The 17,761-nt window shown below is 69.9% G+C and carries 20 protein-coding genes, 1 tRNA gene and 1 pseudogene; 10 read left to right on the top strand and 12 right to left on the bottom strand.

Features of this window, described 5'->3' with window-relative positions; genetic code table 11:
* From ABE488_RS08075 to rsmD, 5 genes are all read right to left on the bottom strand, one after another.
* On the bottom strand, positions 1-564 hold a 564-nt coding region (locus ABE488_RS08075), incomplete at its 3' end, for a gamma-glutamyltransferase (protein ID WP_346447774.1).
* On the bottom strand, positions 561-815 hold the full coding sequence (locus ABE488_RS08080) for a YfhL family 4Fe-4S dicluster ferredoxin (RefSeq protein WP_183425916.1): 255 nt from the start codon (positions 813-815) through the stop codon (positions 561-563). The genes ABE488_RS08075 and ABE488_RS08080, both read right to left, overlap by 4 nt.
* Positions 816-984: 169 nt before the next feature.
* Positions 985-1,542, bottom strand: coding sequence for a hypothetical protein (locus tag ABE488_RS08085; protein WP_346447775.1), 558 nt, complete (start codon positions 1,540-1,542; stop codon positions 985-987).
* A 40-nt stretch (positions 1,543-1,582) separates the two neighbouring features.
* Positions 1,583-2,077, bottom strand: a complete 495-nt coding sequence (coaD, locus tag ABE488_RS08090) for a pantetheine-phosphate adenylyltransferase (protein ID WP_346443814.1) — start codon at positions 2,075-2,077, stop codon at positions 1,583-1,585.
* 73 nt (positions 2,078-2,150) lie between these two features.
* Positions 2,151-2,711, bottom strand: a complete 561-nt coding sequence (rsmD, locus tag ABE488_RS08095; protein WP_346447777.1) for a 16S rRNA (guanine(966)-N(2))-methyltransferase RsmD — start codon at positions 2,709-2,711, stop codon at positions 2,151-2,153.
* A gap of 81 nt (positions 2,712-2,792) precedes the next feature.
* Here rsmD and ftsY point away from each other — a divergent pair, with 81 nt between their 5' ends.
* Genes ftsY through ABE488_RS08115 form a run of 4 tightly spaced genes read left to right on the top strand, consistent with a single transcriptional unit; the run spans position 2,793 to position 6,745 of the window.
* On the top strand, positions 2,793-4,118 hold the full coding sequence (ftsY, locus tag ABE488_RS08100; protein WP_346447886.1) for a signal recognition particle-docking protein FtsY: 1,326 nt from the start codon (positions 2,793-2,795) through the stop codon (positions 4,116-4,118).
* Positions 4,115-5,398, top strand: coding sequence for a hypothetical protein (locus ABE488_RS08105; RefSeq protein ID WP_346447779.1), 1,284 nt, complete (start codon positions 4,115-4,117; stop codon positions 5,396-5,398). The genes ftsY and ABE488_RS08105 overlap by 4 nt, the downstream gene beginning before the upstream one ends.
* Entirely contained in the window at positions 5,395-6,468 is a 1,074-nt protein-coding gene (mutY, locus tag ABE488_RS08110; RefSeq protein WP_346447780.1) for an A/G-specific adenine glycosylase, read from the top strand. The genes ABE488_RS08105 and mutY overlap by 4 nt, the downstream gene beginning before the upstream one ends.
* A 1-nt stretch (position 6,469) precedes the next feature.
* The gene (locus ABE488_RS08115; protein WP_346443819.1) at positions 6,470-6,745 is read left to right on the top strand and encodes an oxidative damage protection protein; all 276 of its coding nucleotides are present in this window, start codon (positions 6,470-6,472) and stop codon (positions 6,743-6,745) included.
* Here ABE488_RS08115 and ABE488_RS08120 read toward each other — a convergent pair.
* From ABE488_RS08120 to ABE488_RS08140, 5 genes are all read right to left on the bottom strand, one after another.
* A complete protein-coding gene (locus tag ABE488_RS08120) occupies positions 6,721-7,212 on the bottom strand; it encodes a DUF6491 family protein (RefSeq protein WP_346443821.1) in 492 nt (163 codons plus the stop codon). The genes ABE488_RS08115 and ABE488_RS08120 overlap by 25 nt on opposite strands.
* Before the next feature lie 124 nt (positions 7,213-7,336).
* Positions 7,337-8,533: a cation:proton antiporter gene (locus tag ABE488_RS08125; protein ID WP_346447782.1), complete on the bottom strand. Its 1,197-nt coding sequence runs from the start codon at positions 8,531-8,533 to the stop codon at positions 7,337-7,339.
* Positions 8,534-8,634: 101 nt separating this feature from the next.
* Entirely contained in the window at positions 8,635-8,949 is a 315-nt protein-coding gene (locus ABE488_RS08130; protein ID WP_346447784.1) for a type II toxin-antitoxin system RelE/ParE family toxin, read from the bottom strand.
* Complete coding sequence (locus tag ABE488_RS08135; protein ID WP_346443825.1) at positions 8,946-9,215, bottom strand: type II toxin-antitoxin system ParD family antitoxin; 270 nt, start codon at positions 9,213-9,215, stop codon at positions 8,946-8,948. The genes ABE488_RS08130 and ABE488_RS08135 overlap by 4 nt, the downstream gene beginning before the upstream one ends.
* 488 nt (positions 9,216-9,703) lie before the next feature.
* Positions 9,704-9,779: transfer RNA gene (locus ABE488_RS08140), tRNA-Phe, on the bottom strand.
* Positions 9,780-9,922: 143 nt separating this feature from the next.
* Between ABE488_RS08140 and ABE488_RS08145 the strand changes: the two genes are divergently transcribed.
* The 4 genes from ABE488_RS08145 to dxs all read left to right on the top strand — a co-directional run bounded on the left by ABE488_RS08145 (position 9,923) and on the right by dxs (position 15,115).
* A complete protein-coding gene (locus tag ABE488_RS08145; RefSeq protein WP_346447786.1) occupies positions 9,923-10,396 on the top strand; it encodes an LEA type 2 family protein in 474 nt (157 codons plus the stop codon).
* A 64-nt stretch (positions 10,397-10,460) separates the two neighbouring features.
* Positions 10,461-12,251, top strand: coding sequence for an acyl-CoA dehydrogenase C-terminal domain-containing protein (locus ABE488_RS08150; RefSeq protein WP_346447788.1), 1,791 nt, complete (start codon positions 10,461-10,463; stop codon positions 12,249-12,251).
* 132 nt (positions 12,252-12,383) lie between these two features.
* Positions 12,384-13,052 carry an HNH endonuclease gene (locus ABE488_RS08155; protein ID WP_346447790.1) on the top strand — a complete coding sequence of 223 codons (669 nt, stop codon included), beginning with the start codon at positions 12,384-12,386 and terminating at the stop codon, positions 13,050-13,052.
* A 149-nt stretch (positions 13,053-13,201) separates the two neighbouring features.
* The gene (gene dxs, locus ABE488_RS08160; RefSeq protein WP_346447792.1) at positions 13,202-15,115 is read left to right on the top strand and encodes a 1-deoxy-D-xylulose-5-phosphate synthase; all 1,914 of its coding nucleotides are present in this window, start codon (positions 13,202-13,204) and stop codon (positions 15,113-15,115) included.
* A gap of 88 nt (positions 15,116-15,203) precedes the next feature.
* Here dxs and ABE488_RS08165 read toward each other — a convergent pair whose 3' ends face one another.
* The gene (locus ABE488_RS08165) at positions 15,204-15,872 is read right to left on the bottom strand and encodes a winged helix-turn-helix transcriptional regulator (RefSeq protein WP_346443519.1); all 669 of its coding nucleotides are present in this window, start codon (positions 15,870-15,872) and stop codon (positions 15,204-15,206) included.
* Between the two features lie 117 nt (positions 15,873-15,989).
* Between ABE488_RS08165 and ABE488_RS08170 the strand changes: the two are divergent.
* Both ABE488_RS08170 and ABE488_RS08175 read left to right on the top strand, forming a co-directional pair.
* Positions 15,990-16,340 (top strand): annotated as a pseudogene (locus ABE488_RS08170) (DUF1428 domain-containing protein); the annotation flags it as partial.
* Positions 16,326-16,700, top strand: coding sequence for a DUF1428 domain-containing protein (locus tag ABE488_RS08175; RefSeq protein WP_346447888.1), 375 nt, complete (start codon positions 16,326-16,328; stop codon positions 16,698-16,700). The pseudogene ABE488_RS08170 and the gene ABE488_RS08175, both read left to right, overlap by 15 nt.
* A gap of 56 nt (positions 16,701-16,756) precedes the next feature.
* Here the strand turns inward: ABE488_RS08175 and ABE488_RS08180 are convergent, their stop codons facing one another.
* On the bottom strand, positions 16,757-17,752 hold the full coding sequence (locus tag ABE488_RS08180; RefSeq protein ID WP_346447794.1) for a TraB/GumN family protein: 996 nt from the start codon (positions 17,750-17,752) through the stop codon (positions 16,757-16,759).
* Positions 17,753-17,761: the final 9 nt, after the last annotated feature.

Here is a 17,761-nt window from a genome sequence, read left to right on the forward strand (position 1 = left end):
GACCGGGTATTTCCCGGGTATGCCGGCGGGGGCTAGCGGGCGCGCGGGGGCCAGCGACTGCGCCAGCGGCAGCCGGCCGTAGCGCTCGGCAATGTGCACGAACGCGGCCGGCAGACCGGGAATGCCGGCCGACCAGGGGCCGTTCTCGGCACGATCGCGGTCGAACTGGCCATCCGCGGTCCGATAGCGATCGGGGTGGGCGCTGGCCGGCGCGGTCTCGCGCGCGTCGATGAACACGTCGCGCCCGGAGGCGGCATCGTGCAGCAGGAAGAAACCACCGCCGCCCAGGCCCGAGGAGATCGGCTCGACGACCGACAGCACGGCCGAGGTCGCGATCGCGGCGTCGAACGCGTTACCGCCTTCGCGCATCACCTGCAGGCCGGCCTCGGTGGCCAGCGCATGCGCCGAAGCGACCGCGTTGCCCGGCGGGGTCGCCTGCGACTGCGCCGCGACCGGTGCGGACTGCGGGCGGACGTCGCGCGCGCACGACGGCGCGACGGCCAACAGCAGCAGCGAGAGCAGCAGCACCGGCAGGCCGGCAGCGGAGACACGGAAACGGCTCATGACGACTCCTGCTGCAGGCGCGCGAGCTTGGCCAGCAACTCGGCCTGGGTTTCGGGAAGGTCGGGGTCGGGATCGATGCACTCCACCGGGCACACGACCACGCACTGCGGCTCGTCGAAATGTCCGACGCACTCGGTGCAGCGCGCCGGATCGATCACGTAGATCTCTTCGCCCTGCGAAATCGCCTGGTTCGGACACGCCGGCTCGCAGACGTCGCAGTTGACGCAGAGCGCATTGATCTTCAGGGACATCCGCACATTGTAATGAGTGCGGCGGCGCGCAGCGTTCCATCGCTGGAACCGGGTCGCCCAACGGGCGTGGCGTGTTCGCCAGGCCCGGAAGCAGCGACGCCGCCGTGCCGGGAAGGCAACGACGGCGTCGTGTGGCGCGGGACCGCCGGCCGGGCCGGCGCCCCGATGCTTACTTGGCGGTGTCGACGAACACGTACTCAACGCCAGCCGGCTCGACGGCGGCCTTGACGCGGGCGTTGTCGGCTTCCTCGCCGATGAACAGCACGCGCACGCCCTTCATCGTGCCCGGCTCGACTTCCTCGAACGAGGCGACGGTCAGGTCGGCGGTGCGCGCCGAGTTCAGCCCGGCGTAGATCAGCAGGTTGCCGCGCACGATGCCGCGGGCCACGTCCAGCTTGGCCTTGTCGAGCAGGCGCTCGTAGTTGCCGTCGACCGGGGTGGACAGGTCCGAGGCCTCGCCGTCGGCCGGGGCCTGGGCGTCGGCGGGCGGCGCCTCGGTCATGTTGGCCGGCGGCGGCGGCACCAGGTAGACGTAGGGCGAGTTGTTGATGCCTTCCATGTGGCGGCTGGCGACCTCGTTGAGGTAGGCATTCCACGCCGCCTTGTCCTCGGTGGTCGGGGCCGCGGCCGGCGCGGCCTGCGCCTGCTGGGGTTCTTCCTTCTTGCCACAGGCCATGACTGGCAGGACCAGGCAGGCGATCAGCAGCGCGCGGGTGATGGACTTCATGGCATTCCCTCTTGTTTCTCTTGCGTTTGGATGGGCAACGTCAGCGTTGCGAGTGGTTGCGCAGTGCGCGATCGACCGCGGCGGGCACGAACCCCGACACGTCGCCGCCGAGGCGCGAGATCTCGCGCACCAGCGTGGAGGAGATGAAGCCGTACTGCTCGGCCGGCGTAAGGAACAGCGTCTCGACCTCGGGAATGAGGTGCCGGTTCATGCTCGCCAGCTGGAACTCGTACTCGAAGTCCGACACCGCGCGCAAGCCGCGCAGCAGCACGCCGGCCTCGACCTGCGCGACGAAATGCGCAAGCAGCGAGTCGAAGCCGAGCACTTCGATATTGTCGTGGTGGGCCAGCGCCTCGCGCGCCAGCGACACGCGCTCGTCGAGCGACATCGCCGGGCGCTTAGCCGGGCTTTCGGCCACGCCCACGATCAGGCGTTCGAACAACGGCGCCGCCCGGTCGACCAGGTCGACATGGCCGTTGGTGATCGGGTCGAAGGTGCCCGGATACACCGCGATGCGTTTGCGACTCGCACTCATGGCTGACGTTCGCTGTCGGGAGGCAGGGGTGCGGCGTGGCGCGGGCGCAAAGTGTAGCAGCGCCGAGCGCGGTTCAGCCGCCGCGGCGCCAGAGCGCGCAATGCGCCTCGCGGGTCGCCAGTTCCCGATGCAGGCGCCAGCCGGCGGGCGGCTGCGCCGGCCGTGCCACCGGCGACTCGACATACAGCCAGGCCTGAGGCGCGAGCGCGGCATCGAGCGCGTCCAGCGCGGGCGCCCACAGGTCGGCGGCGAACGGCGGATCGACGAAGGCGATATCGAAGCCCGCCACCGGCAGTGCCGCAAGCAGCGGCAACGCGTCGCCACGGCGGACCTCGACCGCGTCGCCGCCGGGCAACCGGGCGGCGACCGCCGACAACGCGGTGGCCAGGGCCGGGTCGCGCTCGATCAACAGCGCCGAGTGCGCCCCACGCGAAACCGCCTCCAGCCCGAGCGCACCGGTGCCGGCGAACGCATCGACCACGCGCGCGCCCGGCAATGCCGGCTGCAGCCAGTTGAACAGGGTCTCGCGCACGCGGTCGCCGGTCGGACGCAGGCCGGGCGCGTCGGGCACGTCCAGCCGCGTGCCGCGCCAGCGACCGCCGACGATGCGGACCCTGCCGGAGGACGGTTTCATCGGCGCCCCGCTGAACGGGGCGTGGAAAATACGGGTGATACCATGCGCGCCATTCTCCCCCATCCAGGCTCCGACGGCCGCATGGTCAGCTGGTTCAAGCGCGACAAACCCCAATCCGAGGGCGGCCGGCGCCGCCTCACCGACGAGGAGATCGCCGCTGCGTTCGGCGCGCCGACGGCCACGCCACCGGTCGAAGCCCCGACGCCCTCCACGGATGTCGCGCCCGCGCCGGCGGCAGCGCCCTTGGCAGTGCCTGCGGCTCCGTCGGCGCCCATCCCGGCCACGCCTGCCGCGCCGACGCCTGCACCTGACACATCGATTGCCGCGACCGCGACGCCGATCGCGCCGACCGCCTCGCCTGCTGCCGCCGATGCGCTCGCGCCGATGCCCGCGCCGGTGGCACCGCCACCGCCGCCACGCCCTGCGATCTACGACCCGGCCGCAGCGATGGCCGAGGTCGTGTTCGCGACCAAGCCCGCCGCCGCGGCCGGCAAGTCGGGCTGGCGCGAGCGGCTGAGCGGCAGCACCTTCGCCCGCAGTTTCGGCGGCCTGTTCTCGCGCAATCCCAAGCTCGACGACGATCTGCTCGACGAGATCGAAACCGCACTGCTGACCGCCGATGTCGGCGTGGCGGCGAGCACCGAGCTGGTCGAATCCCTGCGCAAGCGCATGAAGGCGCGCGCGTTCGCCGACGCCAATGCGCTGCTGCAGGCACTGCGCGCCGATCTGGTCGCAATGCTGACCCCGGTCGCCACGCCGCTGACGATCGACCGGGCCGCCAAGCCGTTCGTGATCCTTACCGTCGGCGTCAACGGCGTGGGCAAGACCACGACCATCGGCAAGCTCGCCAAGCGTTTCAAGGACGAGGGCCACGGCCTGATGCTGGCCGCCGGCGACACCTTCCGCGCCGCCGCGGTCGCCCAGCTCAAGGCCTGGGGCGAGCGCAACAACGTCGCCGTGGTCGCCCAGGGCCAGGACGCCGACCCGGCCGCGGTCGCGTTCGATGCGCTGCAGGCCGCCAAGTCGCGCGGCATCGATGTCCTCATCGCCGACACCGCCGGCCGCCTGCACACCCAACAAGGCCTGATGGGCGAGCTGGGCAAGATCCGCCGCGTGCTCGGCAAGATCGATGCCGCCGCGCCGCATGAGGTGCTGATGGTCATCGACGGCACCACCGGCCAGAACGCGCTGTCGCAGTTGCGGCAGTTCAATGCCGCGGTCCAGGTCACCGGCCTGGTCGTGACCAAGCTCGACGGTACCGCCAAGGGCGGCGTGCTGTTCGCGCTGGCACGCGAGTTCGGCATCCCGATCCGCTTCGCCGGCATCGGCGAACGCCCCGAGGACCTGCGCGTGTTCGATGCCCAGGCCTTCGTCGACGCGATGCTGCCGGAGACGCTCGGGACGTGAGCGCCTCGGGGCAGGCGCCGGCCGCGCCGGTGCCGCCGCGCCGCCGTCGGCGCGGGCTGAAATGGCTGATGGGCATCGCGGTTCTGCTCGCGGCCGGCATTGCCGCGATCTGGCTGCTGCTGCCGCCCGAGCGCGCATTGCGTCTGGCGCTCGCACGGCTGGAGCCCGCGCTGGGCCTGTCGATCCGTTTCGACGGCGCCGTCGATTACCGCCTGCGCGGCACCCCGCAACTGGTGGTCCACGACGTGACCGTGCGCGTCCCCGGCACCCAGGCGCCGATGCTGCAGGCCCGACGCGTGCTGCTGGCGCTGCCGTGGAAGACCATCCGCAGCCGCGGCGCCGATCTGGAGATCGCACGCGTCGAACTCGACGGGCCACAGCTGCAACTGCCGATGCTGCTGCACTGGCTCGACACGCGGCCGCCGGGCGACGGTGCCCTGCCCCCGTTCACCGACGGCCTGCACGTGCGCGACGGCAGGCTCGACGCCGAGGGCTGGCGTATCGAGGGGCTGACCCTCGATGTCCCGTCGCTGCACGCCGAGCGCGCGTTGGCCGGTCAGGTTGCGGGCACCGCGATCGTCGATGCGTTGCGTATCCCGTTCCGCCTGCGGCTGCGCACCGACCGTCCGCTCGACTTCTCCCGCATCGAGGCGCGCGGCACGCTGTCGGTCGACGGCGGCGACGGGCGGCTCGACACCCGGCTCGCGCTCGACGCAACGCGCGTCGAGCCCGATGCGCCCGGCCTGACGCTCGCGCCGCTGCGCGTGGCGATGGACGCGCGCTGGCGTGCCGAAGGCACCGACCTGCCGTTCGCGTTCGGCCTGCAAGGTCGGATGGCGTTGGCGGACGGACGCCTGGTCTTGGCGCCGATCGGGCTGGCGACCCGCGCCGACGGCGTCGTTCCGACTTTCTCCGCCGGTGGCCGCATCGCACACGACGACGTGCTGGAGATCGCACTCGACGGCCGCATCGCGCATTGGCCGGCGGGCTGGCCCGCGTTGCCGGCCCCGTTGTCGCAGGCCGACGGCCCGCTGCCGTTCTCGATCCGCTATACCGGACCTGCGACGCTGGGCGCGCCGCTGTCGCTGCGCGTGGCCCATGCCGGCGCGCGTTTTGACGGCAGCGCAAGGGTGCCCGAGGTGCTGCGCTGGCTCGATGCGCTCGACAGCGGCACGCCGCTGCCGCCGCTGCGCGGGCAACTGCGGATCGATTGCCTCGAGGTGCCCGGTGCGACGCTCGAGGGCGTCGAAATCGACGTCGATGACGGCGACGCGCGATGACGACGTCCTACGCCGCCCGCCTGCTGGCCTGGTTCGACGTCCACGGCCGCCACGACCTGCCCTGGCAGCATCCGCGCACGCCGTACCGGGTGTGGCTGTCGGAGATCATGCTGCAGCAGACCCAGGTGCGGGTGGTGATTCCGTACTTCGAGCGGTTCGTCGCCGCACTGCCCGACGTGCGCGCGCTGGCCGCCGCCCCGCGCGACGATGTCCTCGCGCTGTGGTCGGGGCTGGGCTACTACGCCCGCGCGCGCAACCTGCAGGCCGCCGCCCAGACCTGCGTCGAACGGCACGACGGCGAGCTGCCGCGCGACTTCGACGCGCTGCTCGCACTGCCCGGCATCGGCCGCAGCACTGCGGCGGCAATCCTGTCGCAGGCCTGGGGCGACCGCTTCGCGATTCTCGACGGCAACGTCAAGCGCGTGCTCGCGCGTCACCATGGCGTTTCCGGCTGGCCCGGCCTGCCCAAGGTCGAGAAGACGCTGTGGGCGATCGCCGACACACTGCTGCCGCAGGCGCGAATGGCCGATTACACCCAGGCGCAGATGGATTTCGGCGCCACCCTGTGCACGCGCCATTCGCCGGCCTGTCTGCTGTGCCCGATCAACGACGACTGCGTGGCGTTCGCCCAGGGCCGGGTCGAGGAACTGCCCACACCCAAGCCGACCAAGACACTGCCTGAGCGCGAAGCGACCGTGCTGCTGCTCGAGGACCGCGATGGCCGCGTGCTGCTGCACCGCCGGCCGCCGACCGGGGTGTGGGCCGCGCTGTGGTCGTTGCCGCAGGGCGAGGATGCCGACGCCGCACTGGCCTGGCTGGATGCGCATGCGCCGGACGTGATCGACGCCGGCGACCGCGACGCGCCGCGCAGGCTGCAGACCGTGCATCACGGCTTCACCCATTACCGGTTGCAACTGCATCCGCTGCACTGGGCCGGCCTCGCCCCGCGCCGCGCCGTGCGCGACAATGACGACCTGCGCTGGGTGGCCCGCGACGAACTCGCGACGCTCGGCATTCCCGCACCGATCCGCACGCTGCTGCTGTCGCCGCGCGTTGCGCTGGAGGACTGACATGAGCCGACGCGTCCACTGCGTCCACGACCAGACCGAGACCGAGGGCCTGGATTTCATCCCCTGGCCTGGCGAACTGGGCAAGCAGGTCTTCGCCAGCATCGGCAAGCCGGCCTGGGCGCGCTGGCTGGCGCACCAGACCATGCTGATCAACGAAAACCGGCTCTCGCCGCTCGACCCCAAGCACCGCGCCTTCCTCGAAGGCGAGATGCGCAAGTATCTGTTCGAGCGGCAGACCGACCGCCCGATGGGCTACGTGCCCGAATCGGAAGGCTGAGCGGCCGGCGTCGACGTATCGGACGGCCGGTCGAGCGAGGGCCCACCCTCGCGGTTGTGCTTTTCGGCCGCACGCACCGCCTTGACGTCGAGCGGCCGGATCTGCCGAATATGACAGGGCATGCTGATCGCACTGCGGCTGTACACCAGCACCTTGTCGAACCGCGCATCGACCCGGCTCATGGTGCTGGTCAACCCGATCGCCGGCGTGTAGTCCAGATCCTGGCACGGCCCCGACAGGTCGAGCAGAAAGGCCTCGCCCGGACGCGTCCAGACCGCGAGCGCGCTGTCGCCCAACGGCGTCCAACCGTTGATCTGGCCCAGGTAGCGGAAATGGTCGACCGGCGCACCGGCATGCGCGTCGTAGAGCGCGTACTTCTCGGTGTCGCGGAGCCCGGGACTGGCGCAGGCACCGAGCGTCAGCGCGGCGACCAGCGCGGCAGCGAATGGGGCGGAATGGCGGCGCATACGTAACCTCCTTCGATCTCGCGCGGTATCGGTCACCGATCATGCGCCCGCCTGTGCGGCAATCCAGACCCCGGCGGGGCGGCGTTCAGCGGCCGGCGGGCTGCCGGCCTGAGGTCCTCGGCACCTACCTGCCCATCCCCAGCGCGCGCAGGCGCGGCGTGGCCATCGGGATCGTGAGCATCGTGCTCATCACCGCCATCAGCAGCAGCGCGGTGAACGTCGCACTCGAGATGATGGCCTTGTCGAGCAGGATGTTGGCGAAGATGATCATGATCAGCGCCTTGGTCTGCAGCAGCCAGCCGATCAACGAGGCTTCGCCGGGCGCCCACTTGAGCAAGCGGCCGGCCAGATGCACGCCAGCGAGCTTGCCCGCCACCGAGGCCACCAGCAGGACCAACGCGGCGACGAAGACCGTGGCGCCGCCGACGCTCCATTCGGTGCGCAGGCCGGTGCTGAGAAAGAACACGGGCATCATCACCAGCAGCACGTTGTGCCGCAGCCGATCCATGTCCTGCTGATCGAACCAGTCCGCATCGATCACCACGCCCGCCAGGAACGCGCCGACCATGTAGTGCAGGCCCGACCAGTCGGCGCCGAACGCGCACACAGCCAGCCAGATCAGCATTACGTACCAGCGGTCGCGTTCGGGAATCGCCCGCATCAGGCGCCGGAACACCACGCAGGCGACCGCGAACGCCAGCAGGAACCCGACCTGGCGCCCGATGCGCTCCCAGTCGAGCAGCACCAGGGCCAGCACGCCCCAGATGGCGATGTCGTCGAGGCTGGCGTAGCGCAGGATGCGTTGCCCGACCGGCTGGCGCAGGATGGCGAGCTTCTCCATCAGCAGGATCAGGATCGGCAACGCCGTCACCGCGCAGGCCATGCCCACGCCGACGACGAACTGCCAGTCCGCGCCCTCAGCGCCAATCCAGCCCGGAAAACGCAGCAGCCCGAAGGCCGCCAGCACGCCGAACACCAGCGGCACGCCCAGCGCCAGGCCCGCGGTGATGCCGCTCTCGCGGCGGTTGACCCACGCCTTGCTCAGATCGAGCTCGATCCCCGCGATGAGCACGAACAGCATCACCGCCCAGGCGCCCAGCCCGTTGAGGATCTGCACCACCTCCGGCCGGAACACGAAGGTGTAGTAGCCCGGAAATGCGGCGCCCAGAATCCCCGGTCCAAGCACGATGCCGGTCAGGATCTGCACCACCACCAGCGGCGCGAAGTAGTCCGTGCGCCCCAGGCGCCAGATCAGGAACGGCGCACAGAAGATGATCGCCATCGCGATCAGGAACACTTCCATGGTGGTGACTGCGTGCATGCGCATTGTCCTTCAGCCGCCGGGCGGCAGCGAAGCGCGGATTATCGGGTGACGCTCAGGCCGTGTCATTGGGTCGCAGGGCTGCTATGACACTGCCGCCGTTAGCCGTCGAGCAGCCACATCCCCTCATAATCCTGACCGCCGTAGAACACGCCGAGGATCGAGACCACTTCCCGTTCGGCATCTACAAGGAACGCAATCACAGCTGCGCCACGGTAGCTCGTGATCCGAAGGCCCGGAAACAGGTCGTCTCGCTTTGTTCCCCGCTCCGGAAACGTCTCCAAGCTCTCGCAGTAGGCGACGATGGCGTCGACGTAGCGGACGGCCGAAGCAGGTGCCCCGGCATTGATGATGTACTCCTCGATCGCAGCGAGTTGGGCCACCGCCTCCGGAGCGAACTCGACCCGGTGGCTCATGCGCGGCGCCGGCGCTTCTCTGTTAGGTGCTCACGGGCCTGGCCAACTGACAACGCGCGTCCCGGGGCGTCCTTCAAGGCTTGGGCCACCGGCACCACCTGCTCGCGCAACCACGCCTCCATCGCCCGATCGCGGGCCAGCAGCGTGCGCAAGCCATCCCGGATCACCTCGCTCTCCGTCGCGTACTCGCCGGCAGCGACCTTGGCCTTGACCAAGTCGGCCATCTCATTGGGGAGCGTGATGCTGAACTGCTGGGTCGAACGCATGGCGACCACCTGAACTATCGAATAGGATTCAATCCTACTCTCGGCGCAGGGCCATTGCCACGCCCGGCTTCAGGAAGCAAACCCTGCGAGGTCGCGCGGCCAGGCACCCGCTTAGGTAGGAACATAAAGAAACTGTATCGAGCGCCGCCTTCTGCCGATTAAGCTGACACTGCGTCTATCCGCCTCCCTGAAGAATCAAGGAGGCGCGCAATCTTGCAGCGCCATCGGCCGATCCTGAAGGAATTGCGCCACCGAATGTCGCAACGCCTCGGTGCAAGACGCGCAGGCGCGTCAGCAATCCGGTCGAACGCACCCCCTTCGAGTCGCCTTCAACATCAGCGCAGGCGCTTCCCTGTATCGATGTGCAACTCTAGAGTCGCCACGCCTGCAATCAGGTGTGCTTGAAGCACGGCGGCAGCGCCAGGTCCTGAGCGGCCAAGTCCAGAAACGAGAAAGCCCGCATTTCTGCGGGCTTTTCCGTGACGCAATGGTGGCCGGGGAGGGAATCGAACCCCCGACACGGGGATTTTCAATCCCCTGCTCTACCAACTGAGCTACCCGGCCACTGCGGGACGCGCATGATACGGGGCGCGCCGCAGAACGGCAACCGTTTCGTGACCGTCCCTTTTCGACGGCGGCTCGACCAGGCATCGGCCGGGTGCGGCGACGCGTTAACATCGTGGGCCCACCCTCGACGGAGCGCTGCGATGAAGCCGTGGAAGTTGCTGACGATCCTGCTGGCGACCTGCGTGGTCGCGGCCTGCGCCACCACGCCGCGCCGGGTCTCCGAGCCGGCGGCGAGCATCCAGCAGCTGAGCGTTGCGGCCGATGGCAGTTGGTCGGTGGACCTGCGGGTGCAGAACTACAGCAGCGTGCCGATGCGCTTCGAGTCGATCCGGCTCGACCTGACGGTCGGCGGCGACGCGGCCGGCACGCTGGCGTCCTCGACGCCGATCACGATCGGGCCGGAGGCGGCCGATGTGCTCACGCTGGCGTTCGCGCCCAGCGCGCAGGCGCGGCTGCAGACGGCCGATGCGCTGGCTGCCGGACGCGGCCTGCCCTATCGCATCGACGGCACGCTGCGCGCCGCCCCCAACGACCGCGGCGCCGCCCGCGACTACACCGTCCGCCGCGACAGCGCGCTCAGCCCCGTGCCGGGCCTGCCCGGCGTGCTGCGCTGATCCCGGCGCACGTCCAGCCGCGCACGCATCGCGTGCCCGCCCTCCTTTTGCAAGAGCCGATGCCATGAGCACCTACCACGCCCCGCTGACCGATATCCGCTTCGCGCTGCACGATGTGCTGCAGGTCGAGTCCCTGTTCGCCGCCCTGGGCTTCGAGGACGCCAACCGCGAGACGGTCGATGCGGTGCTCGACGAGTGCGCCCGGCTGTGCGAGACCGTGCTCGCACCGCTCAACCGCATCGGCGACGAGCAGGGCGTGCGCTACGACAAGGCCACCGGTGCGGTGACCACGCCCGACGGGTTCAAGGACGCCTACGACCAGTTCGCGCAAGGCGGCTGGACCGGCATGAGTGCACCGGCCGAGTTCGGCGGCATGAACATGCCGCACACGGTCGGCATCTGCCTGGAGGAGATGATCGATGCGGCCAACTTGGCCTGGAGCAATTTCCCGTTGCTCTCGCACGGCGCGGTCAACGCCTTGCACCACCACGGCGAGGCGTGGCAGAAGGAAGTCTTCCTCAAGCCGCTGATCGCCGGCACCTGGACCGGCACGATGTGCCTGACCGAGCCGCACTGCGGCACCGACCTCGGCCTGCTCAAGACGCGCGCCGAGCCTGCGGCCGACGGCGCCTATGCGATCACCGGCACGAAGATCTTCATCACCGCCGGCGAGCACGACCTGACCGACAACATCATCCACCTGGTGTTGGCGCGCCTGCCTGATGCGCCGGCCGGCAGCAAGGGGATCTCGCTGTTCGTCGTGCCCAAGGTCAAGGTCGGGCGCGACGGCACGCTCGGCGCGCGCAACGCGGTGCGCTGCGGCGCGGTCGAGCACAAGATGGGCATCCACGGCTCGGCAACGTGCGTGATGAACTTCGACGGCGCCGAGGGCTGGCTGGTCGGCCAGCCGCACAAGGGTCTGCTGGCGATGTTCACCATGATGAATACCGCGCGCCTGGGCGTCGGCGTGCAGGGCCTGGGCCTGGCGACGCGCGCTTACGAGAACGCATTGCGCTATGCACGCGAGCGCCTGCAGTCGCGGTCGCTGTCCGGCCCCAAGTTGCCCAGCAAGCCAGCCGACCCGATCCTGGTGCAGCCCGACGTGCGCCGCATGTTGCTGACCTGCAAGGCGCTGACCGAGGGCGGCCGCCTACTCGCCTACCACGCCGGCTCGCTGGTCGATGCGGCGCACGGCGCCGGCGACGAGACCGCGCGCCGCCAGGCCGACGACCTGCTCGGCTTCCTGACCCCGATCGTCAAGGCCTGCCTCACCGAGTGGGGCAACGAGTGCACCTATCACGCGCTGCAGTGCTTCGGCGGCCACGGCTATATCGCCGAGCACGGCATGGAGCAACTGGCGCGCGATGCGCGCATCACCACGCTCTACGAGGGCACCACCGGCATCCAGGCGCTGGACCTGGTGGGCCGCAAGGTGCTGCAGTTGCAGGGCGCAGGGCTGCGTGTGTTCCTGGGCATGATCGAGGCTTTCTGCAGCGAGCACGAAGGCGATGCGCAACTGGCCGAGTTCGTCGGGCCGCTGCGCGAGAAGGCCGCGCAATGGCAGGCGCTCACCCGCGCCATCGCCGAGCGCGCAGCGGCCGACCCCGAGGAGATCGGCGCCGCCGCGCACGATTACCTGTTCTTCTCCGGCTACGTCGCCCTGGCGTACTGGTGGGCGCGCAGCGTGGCCGTCGCCGACGCCTCGTCGCGGTCGGAGACGTTCAAGGCCGGCAAGCGCGAGACCGCGCGGTTCTATTTCGCGCGTCTGCTGCCGCGCACGCTGGCGCACGCCGCGGCGATCGAAAGCGGCCCGGCACCGCTGTTGTCGCTGGCCGACGAGGCCTTCGACAGCTGACCCAGGCCGGGCGCGCCACTGCGCTGATACAGCCAGTGGCGCGCCCGGCCCGTTGACCTGCGGCGCCTCCACGATCCAGCCGGCGCGCGCCTTGCACAAACCGTCACAGTTCGGGTATATGCTCGATTCCCGATGGAGACCGACTGCGCGCGCCCTCGCCTCGTCCCCACCGGTTCCGATCCGGCGCCGGTCGCCGAAGCATCGGCGTTCGATTCCGCCCCCCGCCCCCACACTGCCGGCGTGCGTCTGCTTGCCCTCGACGCGCATGGCCGGGCATTGAACTGGATCAGCTGGCAGGATGCGGCGTGTCTTTACGCGCGCGACGCGGTGGCCTGGACGCTCGGCGATCCGTGCATCACGGTGCTGGGCGGGCTGTGCCGGGCGACCGGCCACCGCAGCCGGCTGGACCTGCACCCGATCATCGCCGGCCGCAGCCATGCCCGCGCCAGCGCGATCGATCCGACCCCGACCTTGACCAATCCCGCGCTGTTCGCCCGCGACCATCACCTGTGCCTGTACTGCGGCCGCCAGGTCGGGCGCCAGTCGCTGACCCGCGACCATGTCGCCCCGCTGTCCCAGGGCGGGCTCGACATCTGGGAGAACGTGGTCTCGGCCTGCGTGGCCTGCAATTCCCGCAAGGGCGGGCGCACGCCGCAACAGGCCGGCATGCCGCTGCTGGCAGTGCCTTTCCGGCCGAGCTGGATCGAGCACCTGATCCTGAGCAACCGCAACATTCTTGCCGACCAGATGAGCTTTCTGAGCGCCCACCTGCCCCGCCGCGGCCCGCGCGCCGTCATCTGAAGGGGACACGGGCATCGGCGCGGCGCGTTGACGCCCCGCGTGTCGCATCGGCCTGTCCACCGGGTGACCCCACAATACGCGGGGCGTCGCCCGGCGCGTGCGTGACTGCGGCATGACGCCCGGACGGGGCCAGGCCTTACAATGCGCAAATGATCGATTCCTCGCGCTACCCGCGCCTTGCGCGCATCGACGCGCCGTCCGACCTGCGCCAGTTCGACGAGAGCGAACTGCCGGCGATCGCCGACGAGCTGCGCGCCTACCTGATCGAGTCCGTCGGCCGCAGCGGGGGCCACTTCGGCGCCGGGCTGGGCGTGATCGAGCTCACGACCGCGCTGCACTACCTGTACGAGACGCCCGAAGACCGCATCGTCTGGGACGTCGGCCACCAGACCTACCCGCACAAGATCCTCACCGGCCGCCGCGACCGCATCCATACGGTCAAGCAGAAGGATGGCGTGGCGCCGTTCCCCAAGCGCGAGGAATCGGAGTTCGACACCTTCGGGGTGGGCCACTCGAGCACGTCGATCTCGGCCGCGCTGGGCATGGCCATCGCCAACGCGCACGCCGGCAACGAGCGCCGCGTGGTCGCGGTGATCGGCGACGGCGCGATGACCGCCGGCATGGCTTACGAGGCGCTCAACCACGCCGGCGGCATGGAGCCCGAGCCCGACCTGCTGGTGGTGCTCAACGACAACCGCATGTCGATCAGCGAGGCGGTCGGTGGCCTGACCCAGATGCTCGGCCGCATGACCGGCAGCCGCACGCTCAATGCCCTGCGCGAAGGCGGCAAGAAGCTGCTTGGCGACAAGAACAACCCGACGGCGAAGTTCGTGCGCCGCTGGGAAGAACACTGGAAGGGCATGTTCGTGCCGTCCACGCTGTTCGAGGAGATGGGCTTCCACTACACCGGACCCATTGACGGCCATGACGTGAAAGCGTTGGTGGGCGCGCTCAAGACGCTGCGCGGTCTCAAGGGGCCGCAGCTGCTGCACGTGATCACGACCAAGGGCAAGGGCTATGAGCTCGCCGAGGGCGACCAGATCGGCTACCACGCCGTGTCGCCGTTCGACCCGAGCACAGGCGTGGTCGCCAAGGGCGGTGCGAAGAAGCCGGCCTACACCGATGTCTTCAGCGACTGGCTGTGCGACATGGCGGCCGCCGACGACCGCCTGCTGGGCATCACCCCGGCGATGCGCGAGGGCTCGGGCCTGGTGCGGTTCTCGAAGGAATATCCCGAGCGCTATTTCGACACCGCGATCGCCGAGCAGCACGCGGTGACGCTGGCCGCGGGCATGGCCTGCGAAGGCGCCAAGCCGGTCGTGGCGATCTACTCGACCTTCCTGCAGCGCGCCTACGACCAGCTGGTGCACGACGTCGCGGTGCAGAACCTCGACGTGCTGTTCGCGATCGATCGCGGCGGTGTCGTCGGACCGGACGGCGCCACGCATGCGGGCAATCTCGACCTGAGCTTCCTGCGCTGTGTGCCGAACATGGTCGTCATGGCGCCCGCCGACGAGGACGAGGCCCGGCGCATGCTCACCACAGGATTCCGCTATGAGGGCCCGGCCGCGGTGCGCTACCCGCGCGGCACCGGCCCCGGCGCCGAGATCGCGCCCGGCCTGGAGACGCTGCCGATCGGGCAGGCGCAGATCCGCCGGCAAGGCCGCCGCATCGCCCTGCTCGCCTTCGGCGCCATCGTGCCGGCCGCCGAGGTCGTCGCCACCGAGTTGGACCTGACGATCGTCAACATGCGTTTCGTTCGCCCGCTCGATCGTGCGCTCGTACTCGAGCTCGCGCGGTCGCACGACGGCTTCGTGACACTGGAGGACAACGTCGTGGCCGGGGGCGCCGGTTCGGGCGTGGCCGAACTGCTCAACGCCGAGGGCATCGCGCTGCCGGTCCTGCACCTGGGCCTGCCCGATGCGTTCCAGCACCACGCCAGCCGCGAGGATCTGCTGGCCGAGGCCGGACTCGATGTCGCCGGCATTCGTGCCGCCGTGCTGGCACGCTGGTCGGATCTGGCGGTGGCTGCCACACCGGCTGTGGGCAGCGCCGCAGGCTGAGCCTGCGGCGCGTCCTGGCCCCCACCGCCGGTGGTGACCCGCGCACCGGGCGGACCAACGGACCAACAAGCGTTGACTGACGCCCGCGCTACCGGGCGCGTGCCTCGATCTTGTCGGGCAGCGCGAAGCAGCCGATGAACTGCGCGGCCAGCGCGCGGTCACCGCTCAGGCGCAGCGCGCCCGCGGCTTCGGCCTCGTCGAACGACAGGCCGCCATAGACCAGACCGGCGAAGGCCGTGGTCGTCTCGGTCTCGAATACGACATCCACGCTATCGGAGTCGCCGCGCTCGATCGCCAGCCCCGCTGAAGTCAGCCGGCCGATGAAGGCACTGCCGGGAAAGCGGAAGGCCACCGACATCGTCAGCGGCGCACGATCGGGCCGCAGCATCGTCCGCAGCGACAGCATCGTCGAGACCGCCGACAGCGGCCGCGTCGGGTCGTGCAGCGGCGAACGTACCGCCCAACGGCCCAGCACCTGGAAGATCGGCTCGGCCTCGTAGCCCCAGGCCGTCAGTTCGTAGGCCTGCACCCGAGCCGGCGGCGGCAGCTGGCATTTGCGCAGCACGCCGATGCGTTCCAACCCCGCCAGCCGCTGCGTCAGCACGTTCGCGCTAATCCCGGTGAGGTCGGCCTTGAGATCGGAAAAGCGGCGCGGGCCGAACATCAGTTCACGGATCACCAGCAGCGCCCAACGCTCGCCGACGAGTTCCAGCGCGAGCGCCGCGCCGCAGGCGTCGTCGTACCAGCGGCCCGCCATCGCCTGGGTTATTTCAGTTTCTTTTTCTAACTTCATAGTTGTTTTTTATAACTTCATAGCGCAGGATCGGCAACGCGTCCTCCAGGACGCCTCGTTCCATTCGACAGGAGATGACGCATGACCTATGTCCAGGGTTTCGTGGTTGCGGTCCCGACCGCCAACAAGGACGCGTATGCACAGCATGCCCGCGATGCGTTCAAGGTGTTCAAGACGTATGGACACGTCCGGTGCGTAGAGGCCTGGGGCGACGAGGTGCCACGCGGCAAATGCAACGATTTCCAGGGCGCTGTGCAGGCGACCGACGCGGAGACCGTGGTGTTCAGCTGGATGGAGTATCCCGACCGCGCCGCCCGCGACCAAGCCCACGAGAAGATGATGGCCGACCCGCGCATGCAGCAGATGCCGGAGATGCCCTTCGACGGCAAGCGCATGATCCTGGGCGGCTTTGCGCCCTTGGTCGACGTCGGCACCGGCCGCGGCGACTATGTCGACGGCATCGTGCTGCCGGTCCCGGCGCGCGCACGCGATGCGTACACCGCGATGGCGCGCAAGACCGCCGAGGTCTTCCTGGAATACGGCGCGGTCCGCGTGGTCGAGGCCTGGGGCGATGACCTGCCCGAAGGCAAGCACACCGATTTCCAGCGCGCAGTTCTGCGCAAGGACGACGAGCAGGTCGTGTTCTCGTGGATCGAATGGCCCAGTTGGGAGCTGCGCAATGCGGCGTGGCCGAAGCTGATGGAGGACCCGCGGATGCGCCCCGACGGCGAAATGCCGTTCGATGGCAAGCGCATGATCTATGGCGGCTTCGCACTGCTCGTGGAGGCCTGAGCCCGCGCACGCCGAACGCGCGCGTCCGTCGCGCCGTGGGTGCCGGCGGACCTCCGCTAAGGCGCTTGGACCTCGTAGCCCTTCGCCGCCAGCTTGGCGAGATAGCCATGCTCGCCGAGCACGAGCGACATCGGCAGCACCGCGAACGTCGTCCGGTTCTGCGCGAGCGCGGTCTCGGCAGCTTCGAGCCAGCGCGCCTCGACGCGCCGGTCGACGTCTTCGACACCGAGTCGCTTCGCCAGCGCGCCCTGGGTGAAGGTCCGCATGCAGACGGTGTAGGCGTTCTCGCCCTGCAGCGCGCGCAGCGCATCGATGTCGCCGACGGCCCAGGCATTGGCGCGCTCGCCCATGTGCTGCAAGTCGCGCTCGATCCGCGCGAGCATGCGCTCGAAACAGGGCAGATCGTCGAGTGGCGCGCCGCCGAACTCGCGCAGCGCCGCCTTCGTGTCCGCAACCCGGATCTCGAGGTCGGTCCGGACGATGGGCACTCGATGCGCCTTCGCCACGCGCGTGACCAGCGGCTCGACGATGCCGTCCTGGCGCAGGCGCATGCGCGCGATCGCCGAGGCATAGAGCTCGCCGGCCGCGAACACTGGCCGCCAGCGCTCGACGCGATCGCTGCGCCCGATCCATCGCGCCTTCAATGGCGCCCAGCGCGCGTAGAGCGCGGGCGGCACGACATCCTGCAACTGCTTACCGTCGGGATTGCGCCGGGCCCGCAGCAGCGCCGGCACCATCAGCAGCGTCCGGAACCGGCCGACATCGGCGCGCAGTTCGATCTGCGGCGCGGCGATCACCGTCTGCGCGCGCGCGATGACCGCCTCGAGCTCATCGGTGCTCCAGTCGATGTCGCGCGGCAACGGCGACACCTCGCCGAGCACATAGAGTGTGTGATCACCGCGGCGCACCTGCCAGAGCCCCGGGCCCGGCTGGACGCCCGAGACCACGACCGGCCCCATGTCGACGATGCCCGCCTCACCGGACGGCGGCGGCACCGCGCCCGCAGCGGGCGCCTGCGCCCACGCCGGGGCCGCGCCTGCGATCAGCGCCATGCCCATCAC

It is taken from the genome of Luteimonas sp. TWI662 (genome assembly GCF_039673825.1).
Lineage (GTDB): Bacteria > Pseudomonadota > Gammaproteobacteria > Xanthomonadales > Xanthomonadaceae > Luteimonas.